We start from the raw sequence: 19,012 nt of genomic DNA, 5'->3' as shown, positions 1-19,012 counted from the left end.
GACGACATTATTGAAAATAATAATCCAATACTTCCTGTGCCGAATGAAAAACCTTATTGCTTTGCGTTTTATAAAGAAATGTTGGATTCGTACAGGCTTTTTCTAAACTTTTGGCTTGCTTTAGCTTATCGGTCATTTGCTCGATAATATCCGTGTAGCCATCGAGTTGATTAGATATTTTCGGTAGCATCATGGGTGACATGTCCAAAACAATGGATACTTGATCCTCAGCATAGCTATTTAAATTGATAAAAAAGCATTCTTCCAAATGCTTGGAATGTTTATCTACATTAATGACGGCTTCTTGATAATTGGCAATTACACCTGTGGATGTATTCGTAACCTTAAAGCCCTGCTTTGTTAAATGTTGTTCGACCATCTTTAAAAACTGCTCTACCTTTTCATCTAATTGCGGTGTAACAGTCTTCTCAATTAAATCATCACAACGCTGATAAATCGTATCGATTTCAGCCTGTTTTTCGACAAGTAGTTTAAAATTGGACATTGAATACACGCTTGATCTCCCCTTTTTACTAAGGTAGACATTCATGAAGCATTTTAGTCATGACCACGAAAAATAACTATCCAAAGGAGATACCTATGATTAGAAATTCTGTAAAAGCCATCATTATCGTTGATGGCAATATATTGCTAATAAAAAATCAAGATGACGAGGGCTATTTTTATCTTTGCCCAGGTGGTGGACAAGAGCATGGCGAGACATTCCCTAAAACACTGCAAAGAGAATGCCTCGAAGAAATCGGCTCCGCTGTTCAGATTGGAGAGCTTCTTTTTATCCGAGAATACATTGGAAAAAATCATGAGCATGCCGCCTTTGACGCAAATGTCCACCAGGTAGAATATTATTTTCACTGTCAATTCAATGGGCAAGTTTGTCAGCCAACCAATCCAGATCAACATCAAATCGGCACACAGTGGATACCTATAGAAGAGCTACACACTTATAGATTTTATCCTAAAGCATTCATCCGCCCTCTACAGCACTTTATCCAAGGACAACAAACAGCGATTTATTTAGGAGATGTCAATTAAAGCCGGCTTCTACCGCCATTGACCGCTCTTACACTAGACTTTTCACCATCGTATAATAACTACTCCCTGGTGGATAATCTTTAATTTCTCCTACCACTTGATAGCCTTGTGCCTCATAAAATGTGCGAGCTTGAAACTCGTAGGTTGTCAGCAGAGCTTTGGTAGCACCCATTTCCTTTGCTACTAACTCTGCCTTGGCTAGGAGCTTTGCGCCAATTCCTTTTCCACGATACTCTTCACTAAACCAAAACTTATGTATTTCCACCCATCCCCAGTAGACTTCAGCCGTTATACCACCTATCCATTGCTGCTGTAAATCTGTGACTATCAATTGCAATGGTTGGATTGCCCCCTGCTGTCTACTTTCACGATGATAAGAGGAATGTTCATTATTATAGGCGCGAATTTTTTCACTTAAAAAATTCGTAAACGCTTCATGCTGTTCATGTAAAACCTCAACTTGATATTCCATCGAGTTCCTCCTAGTCCTGATAGCGTTTTACTAGCTTGTCTTGATGAGCCGCAAATATTTCTTCTAATGGAATATCATATTGATTGGCAATGACAATAAGATTGCCTAGTACATCCCCTAGCTCTTCAATAAGCTCTTGTTTATGTTCCTCATAGGATTGTGTTTTTTCATCTGGTCGATCTCTACCAATCTCGATCGCTCGAATGGCTCTCGCTACCTCACCAGTTTCTTCTGCCAAGAAGCCAATACGTGTAAAAATATTGAGCTCTGACCAGCCTCGTGCTTCATAATAATCCTTTACCCAACGTTGAAATTCATTTAGTTCCAATTCCTTTTCCTCCATTTCCTTCCTCTTCAAAATAAATTATACTATTATTTGTGCCTCAGCCAAAGCCCTTGTTAAAATCTATGCTATTCATGGGAAGCTTTGGGGCAGCTTGATACTGTCAATGCTAAAGGCGTGGTGTTTTGACGCTGTTCCCTCAGTTCAACGGGGTTTACACTGCTTTTGGTACAAAAACAATTATTAGGAATTTAATCAGTTATGGAGGAAATCTACTATGAACAGTATTGCTGTATTTTGCGGATCAAGTCTTGGCGCCTCTGATGCTTATCGTGAAGGTGCGATTCTACTAGGAAAAGAATTAGCTAAAAGACAAATTACCCTTATTTATGGTGGTGCTTCAGTTGGCATCATGGCTACAGTAGCGAATACCGTGCTACAAGAAGGTGGCAAGGCTATAGGGGTCATTCCTACATTATTAGAAGAACGTGAAATTGCTCATCAGCACTTAACCGAGCTGATTGTTGTGAACACGATGCATGAACGGAAAAGTAAAATGATGGAGCTAGCTGATGGCTTTATTGCCCTTCCTGGTGGTCCTGGTACTTTAGAGGAATTTTTCGAAGTATTTACTTGGAATCAAATAGGGCTGCTTCAAAAGCCTTGTGCGATTTTCAATATGGAAGGCTATTTTGATTTATTAATCTCATTTTTTGACCATATGCAAAATGAACAATTTTTAAAAGCTCAAAATCGTGAAGCATTAATTGTCGCTGAAGACGCTGCAACGCTTTTAGATAAATGTGAAAGCTTTGTTGCTCCGGCTGTGAAAACCTATGAATTAAGCAAATAATGAAGTGGTAAGGTTGGCCCTAGGCGGGCTGATCTTACCACTTTGAAGTTTTTGACAACATTATTCCCCCACTTCCAAAATTAGCTTATCATTAATTTATATTGGCGCAAGAACTGGGAGGCAACCGCTATTCTTAAAAAAGATGGATTTGGTTATTTTTCGGATTACTATTTACTATCATTTTATCGTAGACCACTAATATGATGCTATATCTGAAATCACTACTGTATTAATTTCAGATACGAGGGAAAAATCGTATTATACTGATCCAGCGGAAACAGCGCAACTGATCTTGATATTAGATAACCTCGTGATGAAAAAGAAGTTCATTCCCTCATATAGATGCTTATATCATTTTTTCTTTAGCGAATCCAGAGGAACGCTATACAATAATTTTTGACTATGAAAGAAAGATCATTGGCATTATCGTAAATAAGAAGAATAGGGCGCAATACATTCTTGAGGACAATGCTGATTTATTTTTATTTGTTCAAAGCTACTTCAACGAATAAGGAGGTCTTCTTCGAATTTGTTCGATTTTCTCCTTGTTTTATTGATCCACCTTTTTTTCCCGCCTTTTAACAGCGATTACCGCAATAAGGACCATCATAAGCTTTATTACTACCACAATGACATACAAACTGAATGAGAGTATGGCTGGTAATAAAACGACCCACCACGACCAAGCAATCACATCTGTTAGCTTTAAAACGACAAAGACAATGGTCAACACTTCTGCAATGCCCATCTTTTCACCACCCTACAACCTTTCTTGACTATGTAGTAACTATATCCCTTACGATATGGAACAACGTAGGAAAAAATTTCACTATTTTCTCTAAATGATATAACAGGAGGTCGTACTATGACGAATATTTTTGTAAAAAGTGAGTTTGCTCCGTTAAAAAGAGTTGTAATGGCTCAATCAGAGTTTGCTTTTCCCGCTACAGGCAATCCAACAGATGACGAATTTTTAACAGAAGAAACGCTAGCCCTTTATGCAGGCGTTGATACGCTCGGTAAAAACTTCAAAGAGGTCTTTCCAGAAAGACAGCAGCAATGGGAATTAGAACGAGCAAATTTTAAAAAAGTACTTGAAAAATATGGTGTGGAAGTACAGACGCCACGACTTTTAACAGATTATGAAAAAGAGCTAGGACAAGAGGATGGCTATAGCAATTTCTTTGTTCGTGATCCCTTTTTCACTATCGGTCATTTTTTAATTGAAGGCTCCCTTCGATTTCCTCATAGACGGAACGAAATCTTGCCAGTGCGTAATCTTTTAGCTCAGGAAGCAAACGATAACCAATGTTTCTATGTGTCCATTCCAAAGCCTGATATTGCAGACGGGCTGGATTCTGAGGCTGGCCCATTTTTAGAGGGTGGCGATGTGTTAGTTCTAGATAAAACGATTTTCGTAGGAAATTCAGGGCTAGCCTCCAATAAAAATGGCGTGCAGTGGCTGCATAATTTAGCCAGACATTTTGATTTTACAGTGGTCGAGGTTCCACTTCATCCAACGATTCTCCATCTAGACTGTGCACTTAGTTTGGTAAGGGATGGTCTGATGATTGTCTGCGAGGATGCTTTCTTAGAGGGAATCCCCGAACAGCTGAAGGATTGGGATAAAATTCATGTTTCCCTAGAAGATGCCTCACGACTTGCAACAAACGGTCTCCCTATCAATGAAGAGGTTTACATTACAGATAAAGAATTTACATGGATTGGCGAGCAATTAGTACAAAGAGGTGTCACAGTAGAATACATTGATTTTAACATCTCCCGAAGCTTTGGTGGTTCTTTTAGATGTAGCACACAACCACTATTACGGACAAATGCATAGACATTATCCATCTCCCCTAAAAAATAATATGAATAATGAACAAGCTGAAATGGCACATTATTTGTAGGAGGTGGACAAAAAAATGGCTAGAATTATTGGTGTGGAACAATCATTATCTAATATCGAAGATGCTTTAAAAGCAAAAGGCTATGAGGTCATCCAGCTTCGCAATGAAGAGGATGCCAAAAAATGTGATGCTTGTATCATTACAGGTCAGGACAGAGACGTGATGGGCATTAGTGACCCTGTCATGGCAGGCCCTGTCATTGATGCGGATGGCTTGTCAGCAAATGACGTCATTCAGCGTGTCGAAAAATATTTCCACTAAAACAACAAGTGCTGTCACCATGTCACATTGACTGGGGTAGCACTTTCTTTTGTCATTCTCCTACATATTCTGTACTTATAATACCATGCGTTCTTGTCCAAACTACTATACATGAACTATAAAAAGTAGGGAGACATATGAGTCAAAAAAATATTGTGATTGTTATTTTAATGCTTACGACTACACTACTCATGTCAGGCTGTTGGGATGTTACAGAGCCTCAACGAATGTATTACGTGCAAGGTGTTGGGGTTGATTATAAGGATAATGAATATACTGCGTACTTACAAATTATCAACTTTGCCAACGTAGCGAAAACAGAACAATCTAACCCTCAAGCCTCACCTACAGAAATTGGTCAAGCGAAGGGAAAAACAATAGAAGAAGCGATTTACAAATTATATCGTTCCATGGACCAAGAAGTATTTTGGGGGCATATGACCTATCTTCTTTTCTCAGAGAATGCGATGAAGGATGAGCATGCCATTGCTGTAATCGATACTTTTTTACGCTTTCGTGAGACTAGATATCATATTTGGGTCTACTGTACACAAGACCCAATCGAGGATGTTTTATTAGTTTCTCCTTTATTAGAGAAGTCACCAACTGCCGCGAAATTAAGTAATCCTAAAAATACGGCTAAGCAGGAGTCTTTTGTAGAACCTGTTAATTTGCGACAGCTAGTGATTGGCTTAAATGAGCCAAACCATGAAATGAAAATCCCTTACGTAACTGTCAACGAAAACTGGGAAACCATAGATGGTACCAAAACAGAAACTGTTTTTGCAGGTGTCGGTATCCTCTCAAAGGATAGTTTTAAAGGCTATATTAAAGGTAAAGCCGCTCGCGGTATTGAATGGATGAACGATGAAACAAAGCAAGGGGAAATCACCGTTAAATTGGAAAATAACGAGAAAAGTGATTTCTTAACTGTCGATATTCAAAAGTTAGATGTCAATGTCAAACCAATCGTCCAAAACAATCAAGTCCAATTTGAGGTGTACTTAAAATTCAACACAATTTTAAATGGCTTTAAAGGGAAGCTGACACCCGATCAAGTAAGAAAAAAAGTAGAAAAAGCAGTCAAAGATGAAATTATGGCTACCTTCGAGGAAGGCTTGAAAATGGATGCGGATGTCTTTCGCTTATCAGAATACCTCTACCGCGATAATGTAAAGGAATGGAAGAAACTAGAAAAGGATGGCAAAATTCCATTAACGAAGGATTCCATCCGTAAAATCGATATTCATATTAATAAAGTAAGCCCTGGCCGTAAAACATTTGAAGAGACCATCGCCGAATAATGGAAGAGACCACCCTTCTTGGCGTGGTCTCTTTATCATGACAATATTTTTTTCATTTGTTCAAGGACTGCTCCCCTACTGATGCCTCCGTGATAACAAATCACCGCTTCAAGGTAGATATCTAGGCATTTCTGTAAAGACTGACGAGCTTCTTCTACGTCCAATGCAGTTGGTTCATGAACGCCCTCAATATGACCGTCTACACTATACATCGCGTCACCTGCCACCAATGTTTTACTCTGTGTTAAATACAGGCTAATATGACCTGGTGTATGCCCTGGTGTATGAATAACACGAATCCCACCACAAAATGGTAGTTCTTCGCCATCACTCAACACCACATCCACCTTACCCTTCGGGGGGTTCTCTAAATGTCCATCTTTTACTAGCGGAAGCTCTCCTTGAATATAAGGCTTGCCGAGAGCATGTGCATATACTTGAACATGTGACCCACACACCTGTAATAAATCAGGTAGACAGCCGATATGATCCACATCCTGATGCGTTAAGATAATCGCTTTGAGCTGATTTAATGACACACCCACCTGTACTATCGCCTCATGCAGCTCTTCCATTTGTCCAGGAAAACCGGTGTCAATTAACACCGCCATGTCCTGGTCCCACACCAATGTAGGATGAATCACAAAGCCCTGATAATGGAGTTCCAGCATTGCTATCCCGTTCGCCATTTGCATGACACGCGCCTCCTTCACCGTTTCTTATAAATTATGGCATCTAGCTAGTTTCTGTTTTTTAATCAGGATTCCCTGCTTGCTTTCTTTATTTTTATCATTAGGAAATGAATCATAGTAAAAGGACCAGACATTTGAGACTGGTCCCTATTATTATATTACTGGTTCATTTTCTTATTGGTAATGTAATCGCAGTATACTAACAGGACAACAATAAGAAAGCTTAAGCTAACAAGACGGAAAATCATTGCTATACTAATCCATTCTGCTAAAATCCCTAAGAAAAATGCACTAACGCCAACACCAACATCAAAGCTTGAAAGAAAAGTAGCATTGGCTGCACCGCTTTTGGCTTCACTTACTTTTTGAACAGTCCATGTTTGTAAACATGGCATAACGGTCCCATAACCTGCACCGAATAAAATGGCTGCGAAAATAAGAGTACTATTATTTGTTGTATAGGACAAGACAATTAGTGATAAGAAACCAAGTGTTGCTGACACAATGATAATAGACCATGGTCCATTCTTATCAAACCATTTTCCTGTAAATGGACGTAATAAAGTGGAAACAATTGCGTTGATAAAAAAGAATAGAAAAATATGATCTAATCCCTTTTGCTCTCCGAAAAGGACTAAAAATGTAATGACGGCTCCAAAACCAAGCGTCGTCACTACAGTCAATAAAGACTGAAACCATACTTCTTTTTCAAAAATCGCTTCCATAAATCGAAATGGCTGCTTGTCAAATTGTTTAGGTGTAGCTGAATGAATAAATGGAAGCATTATGACCGCAAATAAACAGAGTAATGCAGATGACCAAATCAGCGTATGGAAGGAAAAGGAATTATATATAAGGATACCTAAACTTGGTGCAACAATAGCTCCGACTGTTGTTGAAACCGAGAAATAACCCATTCCTTCTCCTAATCTAGCTTTAGGAATGATATCTACAGCCATTGTACTATTGGCTGTAGTAGAAATCCCCCACGCTGTTCCATGGAAAAACCGTAACAATAGGAAAATCCAAATCGTGCTAAGAAAAGGATATAATATTGTAATCATCAGCAACATGATGCCTGCACCAATAGCTAGATTTTTTCGCTTATGATCGATTAAATAATAACCTATAAAAGGTCTTATTATAATGGCGCCTAGTGTAAATACCGTCGTTACCAAACCTACTTGCATAGGAGTGGCGTTTATACTTAATAAATAGGCTGGTAAGATAGGCAGTAACATTTCAAATCCTATAAAAATGAAAAAATTACTTATAAATAGAAAAAGAAATGATGTAGTAAAAATGGGTTGTTTTTTCATAGTTAAAATTCCTCGCTTCTAATTGTTTTGCTAAATTAGAAGCGCTTGGAACACTGAAACATCCCTTAATTGCCTTAGTTTTTTCAGCAATTAGCTCACCCTCTCTAAGTTTAATCACAACAAAAAAGACGCCATAAAACCGGCGTCTAGGCATTACTTTGTATCGTTTTTAAAATACGTTTTTCACGAATGACATACAAAGGCAAAAAGCTTCCGGTTACTGAGTTCTATATGGTGTTTTTCTAAAAAATCACAGACTGGTCCCTTTGAACAGTAATCATCTAATTGTAAAAATGTCTTTACTTCAACGGCAGTTCTTCTGAAAACAGTTTCCATCACATTTTGCCTCCTCTCTAAAAATCGATGAATAGCTTATTATAATTTAATACAAGTAACTCATAAAAGCAACTACAGCGTTTTTATTTACGGTTACACGGCATGTTTTATCGCTGCACAATATAGCCCACCTTACGAGGTACGACTACATTTTTCTTTTCCACACTTTTGATAGCTTCATCTACGGTCTTTGGTGTTCCCAAAAGCTCAAACATAGACATTTGTTTACTCATCTACATCCTCCTCTATTATTTCAAAAGGAATACGTTCTCTACTATTTGTATATGTTGAACGAATCAATTTTATACTATAAAATTGTGTTCCCACACAGAGTGCTAGAGTAGTGATGATAACGAGTAAACTGTAATGTAGAAGCATTAATATCCACAATCCATCCTATCTGGTTCAGCTAAGGTTGCGACTGTTTGGAGTGGCTAACTGTTTAACTTTTATGCTTTAGAAACGCTAATACATAAGCGATCCAAATGACTGTAAAATGTAGCGCAAGGAAGGTCCATCCAGTAAAAAAAATAGAATTGGAATAAGTGTTCAACAATGGCATTTCAGCTATTTTCGTAACTAACTGATTATGTTCAAACACGAACACTCTTAGCTCTTGTGCTTTTTTCAAAGTCAATGAATAGACAATACTTGGAAACAGAAAGGATAGCACCATCATGCTGTAAAATGGCATCGTCTTCATCGTTTTTAGAGCCAGTCTATTGGCAAGTTTATATGTACCCATAATTGAAACAATGAAGAACGGTGTGAAAAATACTAAGGGAAAGAGTCCTGGATTACCATTACTTATACCATTGGAGCTTCCTATCACAATTGGTTCAGCGAAAACATGTATAAGACTAAAAATGATAGCCGTTATGATTAGGCTGGTAGAATAGTAAAACCATGATAATTTACTCATACTTTTCCCCCTCCTTGACTATTTATAAAGTTCTTTCATTGTTTCCATCCAATAATTTAACCTGCACATTGGACGAACCTCCACCATAAATAGGATGGGGAACTTTTGATAAAGCGAGTAATTTCTTCAGATGAATCGATTTTTCACGATTGGCCTCGATTGTCACATGATATGGACCTGCTCTATTCATAAGTGATGATATACGCACATCTTCTTTCGAGAATTGGCTATCTAAAAATACTAAATCAAATGACACAGCTTCATTGCTTCGATTATGTAAGACAAAGGTACAATCCCCATTCATTAAATCTTTGCTCACCATCTCAAAATCACAGTTGCCATCCCCTTTGTATGAAATGGCCATGATACCAGTAGCAAAGGTTTCTTGATACGCCATTATGAGAAAATGGGGTAAAAATGAATAGAGTAACACTACGAAAACGATTGTTGTAAGGTGATATTTGTTTAGGCTCCTAGCTAGTAAAATTATCGCAAATATAAATAAAATCGAGCCAATGATGCCGAGCAACACATAGCCATCTTGTGTTTGTATAGGAAAAGACATAAAAGAAGATTGGGCATGCATCACTTCATTAGAAGGATATGGAAAAAAAAGACACATACATATACCTAAAATTACGATTGAACTAATAAGCGCCCTTTTATTATTAATCATTTTCTCCCCCCTCTCCAGAAAGTGTTTTGAAATTGTGTGGGCATTGCGAAGTCTCCTCACTTGTTACCAGTGCTATAACCATTAAGTGATGGTTAGATGATTTCTTATGTAACATATTCTCTCTCCCTTTTATACCTAAATATTTACATATACCAAATTTACCATATATACCCTAAATAAGGAATAAAGCCTTTTTAGCTCTAAACAAATGAAAAAATTGTTTTACCTTCTACACACCAACCGAAGTTAATAAGTCAATCCGTCTCAAGGCGGAGAGGTAACACCGTCTAAAGTGTGTTTCCAAAAACAAACAAAAACAATATAATAAAACCATAAAAGGAAATTATAAATAGGAAGAGGATGTTCATTTTGTTTATGAAAATTATATGGTGGGTTATAAATATTGTATGGTTATTGATTTTTTCTGGCCTCGCAGTATTTATTGGGGTAAGAAATGTTGATGCTGCTGGGATGGTGCAGACTCCTGGCATTAAAATGGTCTCATTCGTTATTTTGGGCATCGTGTTTCTAGTTGTTATGCTCATTCAGCTCATTTTTCTATATTTTATTAGGAAAACCACCGCAAAGGTCTCTTGAAGAAGTGCTGGATTGTCATCCCTAAATGACATAAAAAGAAACGAGTGGCTATTTTAGCACTCGCTTCTTTTTCTTTCTCACCTTGTCCCACACAATTCTCTAAAATTACAACCTCGACAATGCCATTTTTCTTGCGTTTGTTCAAAGTCCTCGAAATCGACAGGCTCGTTGGAAAAGATATCGGCTTGGTATTTTTTCATTGCTAAGACACTGCGTTGAAACGTATGCAAAATATTCTCCATATCGTAGGCAGTAAACCTATATTTCTTCCGTTTTCCCGTTAATAAATATTCGTTATAGACCTCGATTTGTTCCAAGGATACACGGTATTTTTGCTGAACATAGTAGGCGTAGAGTGCTAATTGCTGGCGGTCATCATCAGACTCCCCGCCCGTCTTCCAGTCAACAATAATCCATTTATCTGCTAGTTCATCATAATAATGAAAGTCCATGACGACGAATACTTGGATGCCGTCTATTTTCATCGAGCGGAATTGCTCTGGTTCCCCAATACGGAGAGCGCCCTTTTGTGCCGTAATTTGCTGGAATGTTTCGCTCATCAAAAAATGGTCAAACATAAGCTGTAAACGTTCTTTATAGTCCTGCACAAGCTCAGAAGAAAGTGTGCCGTAATAATAAATTTCCTGCATCATATAGTATTTATTCGGCTTTTGCCTCCAAAACTCCACATGGCGTGTAGAATCAATAAAGGCTGCATTAAGCTGTCCACGTGCCCCTTGCATCAGCTCCTCTAGTGTAGAAGCTTTCCCTGTCTGTAGATAATCATTAATGGCCTGTTCAATATATCGGTGGACAATTTGCCCAAATAAAATAGGCATCGATTGTAGCTTTTTTAAGCGATACACCAGTTGATGGTAAGGCTCTACATTATAGCTGAGCCATCCGTTATGTGAAAAATAATATTCATAGCCATATTTGCGAGCGCAGCTTGTCAATGTTTTATGACGCGAGAGTGACCACGAAAAGGTTGGGTATGGTGTTATTTCAAACAGGACAATCGCCTCCTAAAGCTGATGGATAAAATCATAAAGAAGCTGTACAATCAGCACAATCGTTACAATCCGCAATAATAGCTTCACTTGATTCGCATTCACTTTTCTCGCAAGCACGAGCCCAATTTGTGCACCAATCGTTGAGCCAATCATCAAAATAAGTGTTAATGGCCATTCAATTTTTCCCGTCGCAATATACGTAATCGCCGCTCCTGAGCACATGGCAAATACCCCCACCCGTGAGAGCCCTACTGCTTTGATATAGGAAATCTTCTCATGTGCATATGTATAAAGAGCTAATGTGCTACTGCCGGGGCCAAACATACCATCATAAAAACCAACCCCAAGAAGGATTGGACCGTTTTTTCGATTCATTGTAAAGCATTCCTTGTCACCAAAATCAGCTCCACCCATAAAGGACATGATGAGTGCAAAGCCTAGTAACATAATGGCAATGAATGTCAATGTTTGACTACTCATGAACGAAGCGAAAAGTCCACCAAGTGTGCCTCCAATCAAGGATACAAGTAGGACAGCACGCATTTCTGTCCAGGCTAATTCTTTTCGTTTATAAATCGTATAAAAACTGGAAAAGGCACTCACCATATTGGACACTTTATTCGCGCCAATAGCCGAATGGACGGGCACGCCCATAAGCATCATGGTAGGCAAGGTAATTAAGCCGCCACCACCCACTAATGTGCCCACGACATTCCCAATGATGCCAATTAGTAAAAACAACAAGTATTCCATAGTATCCTTCTTTCTCTAACACAAAAAGCAATCATTCTATGTTACAGTATAACAGATTAACATTTTGAATGATGAGAAATGAGGGGCAAGGATGCATACACAACAAAAAACACCCACACCGCGCTTTTGTCACCAGTTGACTGTTATAGCGGCCACTATTTTTGGAGCTGGCATCACCGCCACCCTAATCCAATATTCAAAGCTCCCTGCAACGATTCCTGTCTTACAAAGCTTTACGAATGAGCAAGCCCAGTTTGGACCGAAAATTGCGATCTTTTATTTACCCTTTATCGCACTTATGCTATTTTTACTTTTACACTATTTAGAAATGAAAGCTGCCTACCCTGTCATGCGCAAAAATAAAGCAACCCTGTCCCATAGACAGCGACAAAGTGGCATTATGACGTTTTGTCTCATAAAAAATAGTATTTTATTGTATTTTACTTATTCCCTCTTCAATGACCTGACAGTAGCACTAGGTCACGAGCGTATTTTACAGCAGTGGCATGCCTACCTATTTCTTTTCGTGTTAGGCATCCTCTTTATTGGTGGCATCGTACGAGGCATTTTGTTGGAAAAGAAAATGCGATAATGTATCTCTTTATATAAGAATAAATTTGGGAGCATGTTGTTACACATGCTCCACCGAGACCTTAATTATTCAATGGAAGTCATTAATTCAAAATAGTCTTTTTTTTCATGCGTTTGATAAAGATTCAACCACGCCTGTAATGTTTCTGGTCTAAAGACGTCAAGCAGCCTCAAAACATGGACAGCAAATTCCAGTGGGGCTGTACCTGATGCCGTAACTAAATTTCCATCCGTTATAGCAGGGCCTTTCTGAAAATGTTTATCCCCTATATAATGTGGACAACACATTTTCAAGTATTCTAAATCATTGCTTGTATGTTTTCTTGAATCTAGCAAACCAATCTTTGCGAGACCCACAGTTGCGCCACATATTGCAGCTATGATAATTTCTTCGTTCAACGCTATGGATACTTTCTTCAATAGAGGATCATGAATAGACTCAAGCCATGTATTGCCTCCTGGAAGAATTAAGACATCCGTACTATTCAATTGACATTCATCAATGGAAATAGTAGGAAGTATTGTGATTCCTCCCATCGTAGTAACAGGACTTCTATCAATACCTACCGTAATTACCTCAAAAGCCGCTAATCCTTTTTTAAAATACCTTCCAGAATTCAGTTCAGCAATTAAATAGCCTATTTCCCAGTCTGACATCGTATTAAATACATAAAGATACACTCTTCTTGTATGCATAATAACCACTCCTTTTAAATGAATTTACGCTTATTATAAAAAAACTTCACTGACATTCTCCGTCAGTAAAGTTTTCAACTTGATAAAAATTAATTAGCTCATAAAGTACGTCAATCATTTTTTGCTTTAAGCTTATCGGTTCTACTATTTGTATTGATTTTCCATATGGTAATAGCAAATAAGGAACATATTTATGTAACGCTTCTTCCTCTACTAGAAATATCGCTTTCTTTGAGGTCCGTTCTTTGAGGTGATCCCTTAAAAACCAATGCTGACTTATGTCATCTACCGCATCCGTCTTACCACAAATGATGAAAGGCGTAAGTTCCCGTTTATCTTCTACTTGTGGTAGAATGCTTTTCATAAAAAAATCACTTGCCGAGAAAGGTTGTGGTCGCTGGAAGGTAATGGCTGTTTGGTTCATATTGATAATGCGGCTTACTTTAAAATTACGGATCTCCTTCCTTAAATGACAATAGGCAATGACATACCAGCTATTATTCCAATAAACTAAGCCATACGGGTTAATCAATCTATGTTTAGGTTGTTCTTCATTATTTGTACGGTACTCCATTTCAACAGATGTTTCGTTTACTATACTTTCCTCTATTTTTTTCAATATCGGCTCCATAGATGATTGAGCATTAGGGCTTACAATCTCGAATCCTTCTAAATGTTGCTTAATCATTTCTTCTTGCTCTTGATTTGAAAATTTTGTTAGCTTTGATGTTGCACTGTTTAATGCCTCATCTAAAAAATAACCAGCTTCTTTTGCAAAAATAGCAGCATGAAGTAATGCCGCTTTCTCATCAATCTCAAATAGAAGAGGACTTTTAATAAAATTATTCAACAGGGTATACCCTCCTTTATGACCTGCTTCTGCTATAATCGGTACACCACTGGCAGAAAGTGCGTCAATATATCGGTATACTGTCCTTATATTCATCTCTAATTTTTCAGCTATTTCTTTCGCAGTAATTTTCCTGCCTGAATGCAGCATCCATAGAATCTGCATCATATTATCAATTTTAGACAATCATTGTCACCTCATAGAATCATTTTTTCATTTATTGTAAGCTACACGAAAACAGGCTACTCGATACCGTATGTACTGGTTACCAAGTAGCCCAACTATTATTGAATGACCAAATCTTCTTCTATTTGCTTGAAATTATGTATAAGACCATATTTCTGTATGCCACGAGCGTGTTCTATGCTCACATCTGCAAATTGGCGAAACTTTGCTTGATCCTTTACTGTATAAGCATAGACTGCTTCGATTGCGGGTTGCATCCACGGCTGTGTTAGCTTATCACTTCTCATGTCAGCTGTTCTGCCTTCGAGAGCAGCGATATAACAATGTGCATAGCTAGCTAAAGGTTCTTTGCCAATTTTTGTTGCCGCTACTTTCGCGTCACCTAAGTTCTCTTCCATGATTGCTTTAATAAATTGATAATTATACTTTACGGCAGGTTGCCTGTAATAGTCGATGATAGCATCAACTGCACGAATCTGTTCTTCCTTCGTCTCATAAGCATTGGCATAAAGTGCAGCAAAGATGGGTTCTTTTCTATGTTTTTTCACCCATTTATCCACCTGCTCCATATTGTTGGTGCGATATAAAATATGTATATGACGATAAATTACCCCTATTGCGAATAACGCAAATATCCCGAGTGAGATGGATAGTCGAACACCGGCTAATGACAGCGTAATCGCTAAGATAATAACCGCTCCATAAAAGAATGTTAGATTTACAATTTTCATATTGCCTCCTACTGTAATTTTCTACGCATTTTACGAGAAAAAATATAGCCTGCCCCTATAAAAAAGATCAAGGCCATCACTTTCATGATTGGAATAATAAACAGCTTGCTAATAAGGAATACAACGATAATATAGTAGACAACCATAGCTAGTAAAAACAATGTTAGCTTATTCACGAGGCTCACTACCTTCCTTTAGAGCCGCTTCAATCGCCGCTAACGCTTGTTTCAATTCTGTATAACCCGCTGCCTGTAATGCACGAATTGCTGGTTTGGCTACTCCCTTAGGCCATTCTGTCATGCTTGCACGTCCCTTCACGAAAAAATCTTCTCTGCCCTATTATGCAAGCGTCCGCCAAGAAATGCAAATAAGTCAAAATGTCATCATGATAGCTTTGGCAACATAGAAAAACCTGCCGCTACCAAATGCGCGATACTATGAAGCCTTCTGTCATCCGTTCATTCATCTATCATATGACATAGCCCGCAAATGCTGTCATAAGCACGGCTAACAAGCTCACATGAACGGGAAGTGTCGCCCACAACATAGCTCCATGGACACAGCCAAACACGATGCCCTACATGAAATTGCTCATTTGAAAACCAAAAGGCTTCGCCAATCCCTTCAATAAAAAGCGATTTCTTTGTCCTTTCAATCATTTTCATTTATACTCAATTACAGATAATAAGGGTCTGCAATATATATAATAAAGCAATGGAGGCTATATCGATGGATAAACTATCAACACATTTATTAGAAAAGGCACGTACATATGAGCAAAGTACTCGTACTTCGGTGCCTGCCTATGACACATTATTTGCCGTGGCTCAAGCCTATTTCCGTTCTCATTTAGGTGAACAAGAGGCATCCCTGCTAGTTGTGGGGGCTGGCGGTGGCAATGAACTTTCCGCATGGGGACCAACGAACCCTCAGTGGACATTCACAGGCATTGACCCAGCTGAGGAAATGCTCCAAATCGCTCAACACAAGGCCGTACAACTCGAATTAGAAAGCCGAGTTCGACTGCTACAAGGAACTATTGAGAGCTTGCCACAAAACACGCCAAAATTCGATGCGGCCAGCTGTATCCTCGTCCTTCATTTCATTGTAGATCGTCAGGAAAAACTACATCTACTACAAAACATTCACGATCAATTAAAGCCCGGAAAACCGTTCGTCCTTGCTTGTGCCTACGGAGATCGAGAAAGTGACGAACTACAAGATCGCATCAAAATCTGGCAAAGTGTCTTTTTAGACGCTAGCTACACAAAAGAGAAAGTAGAAAATATGGGCAAAGTCATCATGAATATCTCTTTCATTTCCGATCAAGAAATCCAACAATTATTAAGTGAAGCTGGATTCAAAAACATTACCCGCTTTTTCTCCTCTGGTCTTTTCGCAGGCTGGATGAGTCTTGCCTAACACAAGGTCCCGCCATGTCTAAGTAGACATGGCGGGGTGTCTACTCCAGTTAGAGCACTTTCGTCCTTTTATGAGCAATCCCACCACCAACCATACAGCTTAATTACCAATAAATACTATAATAATAGACATTGTTATCAATCGTCATGCCCATCTTTTCATAGAGCTTCTGTGCATTGATGTTATCCGTTGCAGTTTCAAGCATCATGTAACGAGCATTTTCCTGCTTACAGTAGACGTAGCATTGTTCCATTAAAGCCTGTGCCACCCCTTGTTGTCTGGCTTGTTTGGCGACAAATAAATCGTTTAAGATAAACGCTTTTTTCATGGCTACGGATGAAAAGAGAGGAAATAATTGAGCGAACCCTACTGCCTCATCCTCCTGATACGCAAGAAAAATAATGGACTCTGCCCGTTCTATTCGCTCACGTATAAATTGCTCCGCTTTCTGTATATCAGACAGTTGCCCATAAAATTCCCGATAGGCATTAAATAAAGGCGCAACTTCCTCAATGGTTGCCTGTGTCACTGTACAAATTTTCATGTTTCGATTCCCCATTTCTTTTTCATTGTCCTTCTTATATGATGGTAGTAAATAATCTGACATTCCAAAAGAAACAATTTCAAATATTTCAACATGTCAAGGTGGTATCATATGGATGACTTTATCTTTCTATTAACAGAAAAAGAGGCTAAATATAAACAAGTGTATCAGCAAATGAAAATACTCATTACACAAGGAACACTTCAAACAAACGATTCTCTGCCCTCCATTCGAAAATTAGCAGAAACGTTACAGGTTAGCCGTAATACAACGTTAACTGCTTACGAACAGCTTGTAGCTGAGGGATATATACGTGGAGAAGGACGCAAAGGCTATTTCGTCAATGCATTAGAGCCAGTTTTCTTGCAGGAACAGGAACAGGAACAGGAACAGGAACAGGAACAGGAACAGCCAGTTCTATCACAGCCAACCAGCAACACAACATCACTGCTTGTAGATTTTCGTGCTGGGGCTGTTGACCAGACATATTTTCCTATGAAAACATGGCGTCAATTAGCCAATCAAGTATTACAGGAACCATCATGCTATCAATATGGAGAGCTATTTGGAGATCCCTTGCTCAAGGAGCAGCTTGTACCGTATTTACTACAAGCAAGAGGCGTATCGACAACGAGCGAAAATATCATGATCGGCAGTAGCACACAGCAAATGCTACTGTATGTGGGCTTTTTATTAAAAGATCATTTTCCAAGTGTTCTTTTAGAAGACCCTGGCTATAATGGGGCGCGTGAGGCCTTTCAGTTACATCGTTTTGTCATAGAGACATTGCCAGTAATGGAGACAGGGGCACAACTTGATATACTTAAACATTGTCAAGCACGCTTATTGTATGTCACCCCTTCACATCATTTCCCATACGGTGTGTCCATGACCATTCAGCAGCGACAAACCTTAATTCAATGGGCGCAGCAAGTCAATGGCTATATTCTTGAGGATGATTATGATGGCGAATTTCGCTATACACAACAACCATTTCCTGCCCTTGCCTCGATCGACCCTTCAAAGGTAATCTATCTCGGCACCTTCTCAAAATCGTTTTTACCTGGTGTACGATTAAGCTATATGGTATTGCCGAATACGCTAGTACAGCCATTTAAAGAGCGCTTTGCTCATTTTGAACAAAATGCCTCGTCCCTTCATCAACGGACAATGGCCCAATTCATGGCACAAGGGGAATGGACACGTCATATTAAACGAATGCGCTTGACGTATAAACAAAAAATGCAGCACCTTGTTCAGGAGCTGCAACGACAATTTGGTCCACAAATAGCCGTGTTGGGCGAGCAATCGGGGCTTTATATAGTAGTGAAGGTCAAGTCTCCCCTTTCAGAACAACAGCTCATCCAGCGAGCCGAGACTTATGGTGTGAAGGTTTATCCAACAAGCCCGTTTTTTATTAATCAAACAAGTGAGGACCCATTGCTACAATTAGGATTTAGTAAGTTAACAATGGAAGAAATCAAACTGGGTGTCGAACGGCTAAAAGAGGCATGGCAGCCATAACTGTCAACGTTATGGCTCTCCCCC

26 protein-coding genes are annotated in these 19,012 nt (G+C 38.8%); 9 read left to right on the top strand and 17 right to left on the bottom strand.

The features are described 5' to 3' along the window. Nucleotides 1-7: 7 nt before the first annotated feature. Nucleotides 8-505 (bottom strand): hypothetical protein, encoded by a 498-nt coding sequence (locus V6670_RS09745; protein WP_338653895.1) that lies wholly within the window; start codon nt 503-505, stop codon nt 8-10. Nucleotides 506-600: 95 nt separating this feature from the next. Between V6670_RS09745 and V6670_RS09740 the strand changes: the two genes are divergently transcribed. Continuing rightward, nucleotides 601-1,053, top strand: coding sequence for an NUDIX domain-containing protein (locus V6670_RS09740; protein WP_338653894.1), 453 nt, complete (start codon nt 601-603; stop codon nt 1,051-1,053). A 28-nt stretch (nt 1,054-1,081) separates the two neighbouring features. Here V6670_RS09740 and V6670_RS09735 read toward each other — a convergent pair whose 3' ends face one another. Together V6670_RS09735 and V6670_RS09730 are read right to left on the bottom strand one after the other, a co-directional pair. Beyond that, entirely contained in the window at nt 1,082-1,525 is a 444-nt protein-coding gene (locus V6670_RS09735; protein WP_338653892.1) for a GNAT family N-acetyltransferase, read from the bottom strand. A gap of 10 nt (nt 1,526-1,535) precedes the next feature. Then, a complete protein-coding gene (locus V6670_RS09730; protein WP_036127510.1) occupies nt 1,536-1,853 on the bottom strand; it encodes a MazG-like family protein in 318 nt (105 codons plus the stop codon). A 232-nt stretch (nt 1,854-2,085) separates the two neighbouring features. On the opposite strand from V6670_RS09730, the gene V6670_RS09725 reads away from it, so the two are divergent. Then, nucleotides 2,086-2,661, top strand: a complete 576-nt coding sequence (locus V6670_RS09725; RefSeq protein ID WP_141903173.1) for a TIGR00730 family Rossman fold protein — start codon at nt 2,086-2,088, stop codon at nt 2,659-2,661. Nucleotides 2,662-3,211: 550 nt separating this feature from the next. Here V6670_RS09725 and V6670_RS09720 read toward each other — a convergent pair. Then, on the bottom strand, nt 3,212-3,409 hold the full coding sequence (locus tag V6670_RS09720) for a transmembrane Fragile-X-F protein (RefSeq protein WP_141903172.1): 198 nt from the start codon (nt 3,407-3,409) through the stop codon (nt 3,212-3,214). Nucleotides 3,410-3,526: 117 nt separating this feature from the next. On the opposite strand from V6670_RS09720, the gene V6670_RS09715 reads away from it, so the two are divergent. The 3 genes from V6670_RS09715 (at nt 3,527) to V6670_RS09705 (ending at nt 6,136) form a co-directional block, all read left to right on the top strand. Beyond that, a complete protein-coding gene (locus V6670_RS09715) occupies nt 3,527-4,504 on the top strand; it encodes an arginine deiminase family protein (RefSeq protein WP_338653889.1) in 978 nt (325 codons plus the stop codon). An 82-nt stretch (nt 4,505-4,586) separates the two neighbouring features. Next, a complete protein-coding gene (locus V6670_RS09710) occupies nt 4,587-4,832 on the top strand; it encodes a YkuS family protein (RefSeq protein WP_141903170.1) in 246 nt (81 codons plus the stop codon). 137 nt (nt 4,833-4,969) lie between these two features. Further along, a complete protein-coding gene (locus V6670_RS09705; RefSeq protein ID WP_338653886.1) occupies nt 4,970-6,136 on the top strand; it encodes a Ger(x)C family spore germination protein in 1,167 nt (388 codons plus the stop codon). Between the two features lie 35 nt (nt 6,137-6,171). Here the strand turns inward: V6670_RS09705 and V6670_RS09700 are convergent, their stop codons facing one another. The 5 genes from V6670_RS09700 to V6670_RS09680 form a co-directional block, all read right to left on the bottom strand. Beyond that, nucleotides 6,172-6,831, bottom strand: a complete 660-nt coding sequence (locus tag V6670_RS09700) for an MBL fold metallo-hydrolase (protein ID WP_338653884.1) — start codon at nt 6,829-6,831, stop codon at nt 6,172-6,174. 155 nt (nt 6,832-6,986) lie between these two features. Then, nucleotides 6,987-8,147 (bottom strand): MFS transporter, encoded by a 1,161-nt coding sequence (locus tag V6670_RS09695; RefSeq protein ID WP_338653883.1) that lies wholly within the window; start codon nt 8,145-8,147, stop codon nt 6,987-6,989. A gap of 443 nt (nt 8,148-8,590) precedes the next feature. Continuing rightward, the gene (locus V6670_RS09690) at nt 8,591-8,716 is read right to left on the bottom strand and encodes a hypothetical protein (protein ID WP_255358833.1); all 126 of its coding nucleotides are present in this window, start codon (nt 8,714-8,716) and stop codon (nt 8,591-8,593) included. Nucleotides 8,717-8,925: 209 nt separating this feature from the next. Then, the gene (locus V6670_RS09685; RefSeq protein WP_338653881.1) at nt 8,926-9,405 is read right to left on the bottom strand and encodes a hypothetical protein; all 480 of its coding nucleotides are present in this window, start codon (nt 9,403-9,405) and stop codon (nt 8,926-8,928) included. A 22-nt stretch (nt 9,406-9,427) separates the two neighbouring features. After that, nucleotides 9,428-10,081, bottom strand: coding sequence for a hypothetical protein (locus tag V6670_RS09680; protein ID WP_141903165.1), 654 nt, complete (start codon nt 10,079-10,081; stop codon nt 9,428-9,430). 360 nt (nt 10,082-10,441) lie between these two features. Here V6670_RS09680 and V6670_RS09675 point away from each other — a divergent pair, with 360 nt between their 5' ends. Next, nucleotides 10,442-10,678, top strand: a complete 237-nt coding sequence (locus V6670_RS09675; RefSeq protein WP_338653879.1) for a DUF3923 family protein — start codon at nt 10,442-10,444, stop codon at nt 10,676-10,678. Nucleotides 10,679-10,755: 77 nt separating this feature from the next. Here V6670_RS09675 and V6670_RS09670 read toward each other — a convergent pair whose 3' ends face one another. Beyond that, a complete protein-coding gene (locus V6670_RS09670; RefSeq protein ID WP_338654564.1) occupies nt 10,756-11,682 on the bottom strand; it encodes a PD-(D/E)XK nuclease family protein in 927 nt (308 codons plus the stop codon). A 21-nt stretch (nt 11,683-11,703) separates the two neighbouring features. Next, nucleotides 11,704-12,444 (bottom strand): sulfite exporter TauE/SafE family protein, encoded by a 741-nt coding sequence (locus tag V6670_RS09665; RefSeq protein WP_141903162.1) that lies wholly within the window; start codon nt 12,442-12,444, stop codon nt 11,704-11,706. A 91-nt stretch (nt 12,445-12,535) separates the two neighbouring features. Here V6670_RS09665 and V6670_RS09660 point away from each other — a divergent pair, with 91 nt between their 5' ends. Further along, nucleotides 12,536-13,036 carry a DUF1648 domain-containing protein gene (locus V6670_RS09660; protein WP_141903161.1) on the top strand — a complete coding sequence of 167 codons (501 nt, stop codon included), beginning with the start codon at nt 12,536-12,538 and terminating at the stop codon, nt 13,034-13,036. Between the two features lie 65 nt (nt 13,037-13,101). Here the strand turns inward: V6670_RS09660 and V6670_RS09655 are convergent, their stop codons facing one another. The 5 genes from V6670_RS09655 to V6670_RS09635 form a co-directional block, all read right to left on the bottom strand. Further along, the gene (locus tag V6670_RS09655; RefSeq protein WP_141903160.1) at nt 13,102-13,731 is read right to left on the bottom strand and encodes a type 1 glutamine amidotransferase family protein; all 630 of its coding nucleotides are present in this window, start codon (nt 13,729-13,731) and stop codon (nt 13,102-13,104) included. Nucleotides 13,732-13,777: 46 nt separating this feature from the next. Beyond that, the gene (locus V6670_RS09650; RefSeq protein WP_141903159.1) at nt 13,778-14,767 is read right to left on the bottom strand and encodes a YafY family protein; all 990 of its coding nucleotides are present in this window, start codon (nt 14,765-14,767) and stop codon (nt 13,778-13,780) included. A gap of 98 nt (nt 14,768-14,865) precedes the next feature. Continuing rightward, entirely contained in the window at nt 14,866-15,498 is a 633-nt protein-coding gene (locus tag V6670_RS09645; RefSeq protein ID WP_338653876.1) for a hypothetical protein, read from the bottom strand. Between the two features lie 8 nt (nt 15,499-15,506). Then, the gene (locus V6670_RS09640; protein ID WP_170829807.1) at nt 15,507-15,674 is read right to left on the bottom strand and encodes a hypothetical protein; all 168 of its coding nucleotides are present in this window, start codon (nt 15,672-15,674) and stop codon (nt 15,507-15,509) included. After that, nucleotides 15,667-15,798, bottom strand: a complete 132-nt coding sequence (locus V6670_RS09635) for a hypothetical protein (protein WP_338653874.1) — start codon at nt 15,796-15,798, stop codon at nt 15,667-15,669. The genes V6670_RS09640 and V6670_RS09635 overlap by 8 nt, the downstream gene beginning before the upstream one ends. 429 nt (nt 15,799-16,227) lie before the next feature. Between V6670_RS09635 and V6670_RS09630 the strand changes: the two genes are divergently transcribed. Continuing rightward, nucleotides 16,228-16,920 carry a class I SAM-dependent methyltransferase gene (locus V6670_RS09630; RefSeq protein WP_338653873.1) on the top strand — a complete coding sequence of 231 codons (693 nt, stop codon included), beginning with the start codon at nt 16,228-16,230 and terminating at the stop codon, nt 16,918-16,920. Between the two features lie 103 nt (nt 16,921-17,023). Here V6670_RS09630 and V6670_RS09625 read toward each other — a convergent pair whose 3' ends face one another. Beyond that, nucleotides 17,024-17,464, bottom strand: a complete 441-nt coding sequence (locus tag V6670_RS09625) for a GNAT family N-acetyltransferase (protein WP_141903350.1) — start codon at nt 17,462-17,464, stop codon at nt 17,024-17,026. A 111-nt stretch (nt 17,465-17,575) separates the two neighbouring features. On the opposite strand from V6670_RS09625, the gene V6670_RS09620 reads away from it, so the two are divergent. Beyond that, complete coding sequence (locus V6670_RS09620; RefSeq protein WP_338653872.1) at nt 17,576-18,988, top strand: PLP-dependent aminotransferase family protein; 1,413 nt, start codon at nt 17,576-17,578, stop codon at nt 18,986-18,988. The last annotated feature ends 24 nt before the right edge of the window (nt 18,989-19,012 follow it).

The sequence above is a fragment of the Lysinibacillus sp. Y5S-8 genome (assembly GCF_036894365.1).
Lineage (GTDB): Bacteria > Bacillota > Bacilli > Bacillales_A > Planococcaceae > Lysinibacillus > Lysinibacillus fusiformis_D.
Note: the sequence above shows the minus strand (reverse complement) of the source record. Positions and strands in the feature narration are given on the sequence as shown.